Raw genomic sequence first — 7,700 nt, 5'->3', positions numbered from 1 at the left:
AGTGTTTGTTGTTTGAGAACTCAATAGTGTGCCAAGTTTGTTGATACCGAATATTTATTTTATTTGGTGAATACATATTATTTGCTTGAGGCATTGCACCCCCGTGTGATGTGCTTGAGTGTTTTATTATTCGCCAGGACTTCATCGATTCTTCCCTTATTTTCCGAGGGGTTTCGGTGGCTTTTTATTTTTTTATGGAGAGTTTGATCCTGGCTCAGGATGAACGCTGGCGGCGTGCTTAACACATGCAAGTCGAACGATGAAGCCCAGCTTGCTGGGTGGATTAGTGGCGAACGGGTGAGTAACACGTGAGTAACCTGCCCCCGACTCTGGGATAAGCCCGGGAAACTGGGTCTAATACCGGATATTACCTCTTGCCGCATGGCAGGTGGTGGAAAGATTTATCGGTGGGGGATGGACTCGCGGCCTATCAGCTTGTTGGTGAGGTAATGGCTCACCAAGGCGACGACGGGTAGCCGGCCTGAGAGGGTGAYCGGCCACACTGGGACTGAGACACGGCCCAGACTCCTACGGGAGGCAGCAGTGGGGAATATTGCACAATGGGCGAAAGCCTGATGCAGCGACGCCGCGTGAGGGATGACGGCCTTCGGGTTGTAAACCTCTTTCAGTAGGGAAGAAGCGAAAGTGACGGTACCTGCAGAAGAAGCGCCGGCTAACTACGTGCCAGCAGCCGCGGTAATACGTAGGGCGCAAGCGTTATCCGGATTTATTGGGCGTAAAGAGCTCGTAGGCGGTTTGTCGCGTCTGCCGTGAAAGTCCGAGGCTCAACCTCGGATCTGCGGTGGGTACGGGCAGACTAGAGTGATGTAGGGGAGACTGGAATTCCTGGTGTAGCGGTGAAATGCGCAGATATCAGGAGGAACACCGATGGCGAAGGCAGGTCTCTGGGCATTTACTGACGCTGAGGAGCGAAAGCATGGGGAGCGAACAGGATTAGATACCCTGGTAGTCCATGCCGTAAACGTTGGGCACTAGGTGTGGGGGACATTCCACGTTTTCCGCGCCGTAGCTAACGCATTAAGTGCCCCGCCTGGGGAGTACGGCCGCAAGGCTAAAACTCAAAGGAATTGACGGGGGCCCGCACAAGCGGCGGAGCATGCGGATTAATTCGATGCAACGCGAAGAACCTTACCAAGGCTTGACATGTGCCAGACCGCTTCAGAGATGGAGTTTCCCTTCGGGGCTGGTTCACAGGTGGTGCATGGTTGTCGTCAGCTCGTGTCGTGAGATGTTGGGTTAAGTCCCGCAACGAGCGCAACCCTCGTTCCATGTTGCCAGCACGTAGTGGTGGGGACTCATGGGAGACTGCCGGGGTCAACTCGGAGGAAGGTGGGGATGACGTCAAATCATCATGCCCCTTATGTCTTGGGCTTCACGCATGCTACAATGGCCGGTACAATGGGTTGCGATACTGTGAGGTGGAGCTAATCCCTAAAAGCCGGTCTCAGTTCGGATTGGGGTCTGCAACTCGACCCCATGAAGTCGGAGTCGCTAGTAATCGCAGATCAGCAACGCTGCGGTGAATACGTTCCCGGGCCTTGTACACACCGCCCGTCAAGTCACGAAAGTTGGTAACACCCGAAGCCGATGGCCTAACCACCTTGTGTGGGGGGAGTCGTCGAAGGTGGGACTGGCGATTGGGACTAAGTCGTAACAAGGTAGCCGTACCGGAAGGTGCGGCTGGATCACCTCCTTTCTAAGGAGCTAACCATTATTGGTTGCCCGTGTCTGTGCCCGAGTGTGGTGCAGGCGGGTTGCTCATGGGTGGAATATCAATGGACTCAGTACTGGAAAGCGTGCACGCTGGTGTCATCCCAATGTGGGTGGTGCGTTCGTGTGCGGGGTACTGGCTGTGGCTGCAGGGTGTTTGCGCATCTGCGAGTACGCGTCCGGGGAGTCTTTGGCTTCTTGGGTGCTGGAAAGCGGTGTGCGGGTGTTGTGCGGTTTGTATGGTTTGGCATGCTGTTGGGTTTTGAGGCAACAAGCCTCCGTGCCTGTGGGTTGGGTGCTGGTCGGGTTCTCCGCTTTGTGTGGGGGGTTTGGCTGGTGCGTGGCCTGTGGGTGGCGGGGTTCTTGGTGTTTCGGTGTTTGTCCTGTGTTTGCTGCAGGTGCGCTGGTGTGGTGGCGGTTTTGTGCTGTTGCCCGGGTGTGCTTGCGGGGGTGCGGGGTTGTTGTTTGGGAACTGTATAGTGAACGCGAGCATCTTGCAGATGAGATGAGCTCTGGGGTCCTTTTCCTTGGATCCTTGGGTGTCTGAGTCTTGTCTGCGTGATTTTGTTAGATTGTTTTATTGCTCAATTCTGAGACTTTGATTTGTGTTGAAGTTTTTAAGGGCGCACGGTGGATGCCTTGGCATCAAGAGCCGATGAAGGACGTGGGAATCTGCGATAAGCCTGGTGGAGTCGATAACCGGACGTTGAGACCAGGATTTCCGAATGGGGGAACCCCGCACCATGTTATGTGGTGTGACCTGCAGCTGAATGTATAGGCTGTGTGGAGGGAACGCGGGGAAGTGAAACATCTCAGTACCCGCAGGAAGAGAAAACAATAGTGATTCCGTTAGTAGTGGCGAGCGAACGCGGATGGGGCTAAACCGGTTGGTGTGTGATAGCGGATAGGCGTTGCATCACCGGGGTTGTGGGGTCGGCATGTACCAGCGCTATCTTGCTGGTGGGATGAGGTGCAGGCGTATAGGTGAATCGGTTGGAATGCCGGACCAGAGAGGGTGATAGTCCCGTAGGTGTAATGCGTGTCTGCCGTTCTAGTGTTGATACCCGAGTAGCACGGGGCCCGTGAAACCTTGTGTGAATCTGCCAGGACCACCTGGTAAGCCTGAATACTACTTGATGACCGATAGTGAATCAGTACCGTGAGGGAATGGTGAAAAGTACCCCGGGAGGGGAGTGAAATAGTACCTGAAACCGTGCGCTTACAATCCGTCAGGGCCTGGGACTTGTTCCTGGGTGATGGCGTGCCTTTTGAAGAATGAGCCTGCGAGTTAGTGTTACGTCGCGAGGTTAACCCGTGTGGGGAAGCCGTAGCGAAAGCGAGTCTGAATAGGGCGTTTGAGTGGCGTGATCTAGACCCGAAGCGAAGTGATCTACCCATGGCCAGGTTGAAGCGCGTGTAAGAGCGTGTGGAGGACCGAACCCACTTCAGTTGAAAATGGAGGGGATGAGCTGTGGGTAGGGGTGAAAGGCCAATCAAACTTCGTGATAGCTGGTTCTCCCCGAAATGCATTTAGGTGCAGCGTTGCGTGTTTCTTACTGGAGGTAGAGCTACTGGATAGGCGATGGGCCCTACAAGGTTACTGACCTTAGCCAAACTCCGAATGCCGGTAAGTGAGAGCGCAGCAGTGAGACTGTGGGGGATAAGCTTCATAGTCGAGAGGGAAACAGCCCAGAACGCCAACTAAGGCCCCTAAGCGTGTGCTAAGTGGAAAAGGATGTGGAGTTGCTGTGACAACCAGGAGGTTGGCTTAGAAGCAGCCACCCTTGAAAGAGTGCGTAATAGCTCACTGGTCAAGTGATTCCGCGCCGATAATGTAGCGGGGCTCAAGCACACCGCCGAAGTTGCGTCATTCAAATATTTGCCTGGCTTTTGTTGGGCGTTTGGATGGGTAGGGGAGCGTCGTATAGCGGGTGAAGTCGCGGTGGAAACCAGCGGTGGACGCTATACGAGTGAGAATGCAGGCATGAGTAGCGAATGACGGGTGAGAAACCCGTCCGCCGAATGATCAAGGGTTCCAGGGTTAAGCTAATCTGCCCTGGGTTAGTCGGGACCTAAGGCGAGGCCGACAGGCGTAGTCGATGGACAACGGGTTGATATTCCCGTACCGGCGAAGGACCGCCCATACCAAGCTGTGGATGCTAACCATGATGGATCATGGCTGTTGCGGCCTTCGGGCTGCTGGTTGTGTGATGTGGTGGGAACCGATGCAGTGAGGTCAGCGTATTAACAGGTGTGACGCAGGAAGGTAGCCGAGCCAGGCAATGGAATTGACCTGGTCCAAGGGTGTAGGAAGAGTGGTTGGCAAATCCGCCGCTCAGATATTCTGAGACCTGATAGGCGCCCGCTTTGGCGGGTGATTCGGTGATCCTATGCTGCCTAGAAAAGCATCGGCGCGAGGTCCAAGTCCGCCCGTACCCCAAACCGACACAGGTGATCAGGTAGAGAATACTAAGGCGATCGAGAGAATCATGGTTAAGGAACTCGGCAAAATGCCCCCGTAACTTCGGAAGAAGGGGGGCCTGCCTCGTGATCGGCTCTTGCAGCTGTGAGCGGGTGTGGGCCGCAGAGACCAGGGGGAAGCGACTGTTTACTAAAAACACAGGTCCGTGCGAAGTCGCAAGACGATGTATACGGACTGACTCCTGCCCGGTGCTGGAAGGTTAAGAGGACTGGTTAGCACTTTGGTGCGAAGCTGAGAATTTAAGCCCCAGTAAACGGCGGTGGTAACTATAACCATCCTAAGGTAGCGAAATTCCTTGTCGGGTAAGTTCCGACCTGCACGAATGGAGTAACGACTTCCCCGCTGTCTCAACCATGAACTCGGCGAAATTGCAGTACGAGTAAAGATGCTCGTTACGCGCAGCAGGACGGAAAGACCCCGAGACCTTTACTATAGTTTGGTATTGGTGTTCGGTGCAGCTTGTGTAGGATAGGTGGGAGACTGTGAAGCTTGGACGCTAGTTCAGGTGGAGTCATCGTTGAAATACCACTCTGGCTGTACCGGTCACCTAACTTCGGACCATGATCTGGTTCAGGGACAGTGCCTGATGGGTAGTTTAACTGGGGCGGTTGCCTCCTAAAATGTAACGGAGGCGCCCAAAGGTTCCCTCAGCCTGGTTGGCAATCAGGTGTCGAGTGTAAGTGCACAAGGGAGCTTGACTGTGARAGTGACAGCTCGAGCAGGGACGAAAGTCGGGACTAGTGATCCGGCGGCACCTCGTGGAAGGGCCGTCGCTCAACGGATAAAAGGTACCTCGGGGATAACAGGCTGATCTTGCCCAAGAGTCCATATCGACGGCATGGTTTGGCACCTCGATGTCGGCTCGTCGCATCCTGGGGCTGGAGTAGGTCCCAAGGGTTGGGCTGTTCGCCCATTAAAGCGGTACGCGAGCTGGGTTTAGAACGTCGTGAGACAGTTCGGTCCCTATCCGCTGCGCGCGTTGGAAATTTGAGAAGGGCTGTCCTTAGTACGAGAGGACCGGGACGGACGAACCTCTGGTGTGTCAGTTGTACTGCCAAGTGCATCGCTGATTAGCTACGTTTGGAAGGGATAACCGCTGAAAGCATCTAAGCGGGAAGCCTGCTTCGAGATGAGATTTCCATGCACCTTGAGTGTGAGAGGCCCCCAGCTAGACCACTGGGTTGATAGGCAGGATGTGGAAGCAAGGACTAACCGAACCCGGAAGCTAAGGCCCACTGCGCCGATGGTACTGCACTCGTGAGGGTGTGGGAGAGTAGGTCACCGCCGGACTTAACTTGAGATGAATGGTTTGAGGCCCTGGAACACTTATTGTGTTCCAGGGCCTCACCTGTTTAACCCGAGTATTTAAGCCGTGCGCGCATCGGCACCCCTCGCTCTTCTCATCCTCTTGGAAGTCGATATGGTGTGTAGTAGATATAACAAGATCTGCTACCTGAGGAGCCTTCCTTGACCACTGAGACGACTAGTCCACTGACGTACCGTGACGATTCAATTCGTCCCCAGGACGATCTCTACCGCCATAGCAATGGCAAGTGGTTCGAGACTGCCACCATCCCTGGGGATCAGGGAATCTACGGTTCCTTCATGGAGCTGCGGGACCAGGCGGAAGCCGCCGTCCACGAAATCATTACTGAAGCAGTGCAGAAACTGGATTCCGGCGTAGAAGTTGATCCAGCTACCAAGCGCATTGCCCAGCTCTACAGCTCGTTCATGAATGAAGCGGTAATCGAAGAGCGCGGCGCAGATCCGGTTGGTGTTTTCCTGAATACTATTTCGGATATCCAGAACAGCGAGCACCTGCTCGAGGTAAGCGGCTTCTTCCAGCGCAAGGGCATCAGCGGCTTCATGGATATCGGTGCGATGAACGATGCCGGAAACCCAGAGCGGAACCTGCTGACCTTCCTGCAGGGCGGCTTGGGGCTTCCTGACGAGTCCTACTATCGTGAAGAGCAATTTGCCGATACCGTAGCGGACTACCAAGAGCACCTGGGACGTTTGCTGTCCCTGGGCGGTATCGCAGATGCCCAGGCTGCTGCAGAAATGGTTGTAGAGCTCGAGAAGGCCCTGGCCTCGCACCACTGGGACCGGGTCAAGGTTCGCGATGCCCAGGCTCGATACAACCTGATGTCAGGTGAAGAGCTTATCGAGCTGTTCCCAGGAGTGAAGACCTGGCTTGCCGGTGCCGGCATTGAACAGAATTACTACAGTGAAGTTGTCGTCTGGCAGCCAAGCTACCTCCAGGGCCTGGCTGAGCTGGTTAACGCACAGCCGCTGGATGCTTGGAAGAACTGGTTGCGTGTGCAGGTGCTGCGTTCCTTCGCCCCATTCCTCTCCAGCGATTTCGTCAACGAAAACTTCTCCTTCTACTCCGCCAAGCTCGGCGGGGTTGAGCAGCTCAAGGACCGTTGGAAGCGCGGTGTTGCCTTCACCGAAGGTGCGGTCGGGGAAGACATTGGTCAGCTGTACGTAGCCAAGAATTTCCCTGCAGAGGCTAAGGACGCCATGGATGCGCTGGTCCAGCGCCTGATCGAGGCCTACCGCAACTCGATCAACGAACTGTCCTGGATGGGTCCGGAAACTATCGAGAAAGCGCTGGATAAGCTCTCGAAGTTCCGCCCGAAGATCGGCTACCCGAACGAGTGGATCGACTACAGCGCCATTGAGACCGATGAACTGGATGTCATCGCTAATCTTGCTTCGGCCAACGAATTCGAATTCGCTCGTGAGCTGAAGAAGATCGATGACGGTGTAGATCGCGAACTGTGGTTCATGTTCCCGCAGACCGTGAACGCCTACTACCACCCGCTGCTCAATGAAATCGCGTTCCCAGCAGCAATTCTGCGTCCGCCATTCTTCGATGTGAATCGCGATATCGCTTCGAACTTCGGCGGTATTGGTGCAGTTATCGGCCACGAGATCGGACATGGCTTCGATGACCAGGGCTCGCAGTTCGACGGTACCGGCCAGCTGACCAACTGGTGGACCGATGATGACCGTGCAGCATTCGAGAAGCTCACCGGCAAGCTGGTGGACCAGTACAACGCGCTCTCACCGACCGAAGCACCCGAGCATAACGTCAATGGCGCGCTGACCCTGGGCGAAAACATCGGTGACCTCGGCGGCCTGGGCATCGCTTACAAGGCCTACAAGCTCGAGCTGGCCGCGCGCGGCATCGAAGAAGATGAGGTAATCGATGGAATCACCGGAGACCAGCGCTTCTTCTACTCGTGGGCTGAATGCTGGCGCACCCTGATCCGCCCGGAAACTGCAGTAGTGCGGGTGACCACCGATCCGCACGCACCCGGAGAGTTCCGCTGCAACCAGGTTCCCAAGAACCTCGATGCCTTCCACCAGGCCTTTGGCACCAAGCCAGGCGATGGAATGTGGCTGGATCCAGCTGACCGCGTAGAAATCTGGTAAACCAGAAAATCGATGGCCCGGGCAGGTGCAAAGTTCGTTTTGGACC

General features: G+C 55.4%; 1 protein-coding gene and 2 rRNA genes. All 3 read left to right on the top strand.

The window, feature by feature from the left end:
* The first annotated feature begins 191 nt into the window (after positions 1-191).
* Positions 192-1,717, top strand: a 16S ribosomal RNA gene (locus tag AB4Y71_RS16370).
* A 621-nt stretch (positions 1,718-2,338) separates the two neighbouring features.
* Positions 2,339-5,460 (top strand): 23S ribosomal RNA (locus tag AB4Y71_RS16365).
* The 16S and 23S rRNA genes sit together here, the layout of an rRNA operon.
* Positions 5,461-5,680: 220 nt before the next feature.
* Positions 5,681-7,654: a M13 family metallopeptidase gene (locus AB4Y71_RS16360; RefSeq protein ID WP_441722055.1), complete on the top strand. Its 1,974-nt coding sequence runs from the start codon at positions 5,681-5,683 to the stop codon at positions 7,652-7,654.
* Positions 7,655-7,700: the final 46 nt, after the last annotated feature.

It is taken from the genome of Glutamicibacter sp. MCAF14 (genome assembly GCF_052114325.1).
Classification (GTDB): Bacteria; Actinomycetota; Actinomycetes; order Actinomycetales; family Micrococcaceae; genus Glutamicibacter; species Glutamicibacter arilaitensis.
Note: the sequence above shows the minus strand (reverse complement) of the source record. Positions and strands in the feature narration are given on the sequence as shown.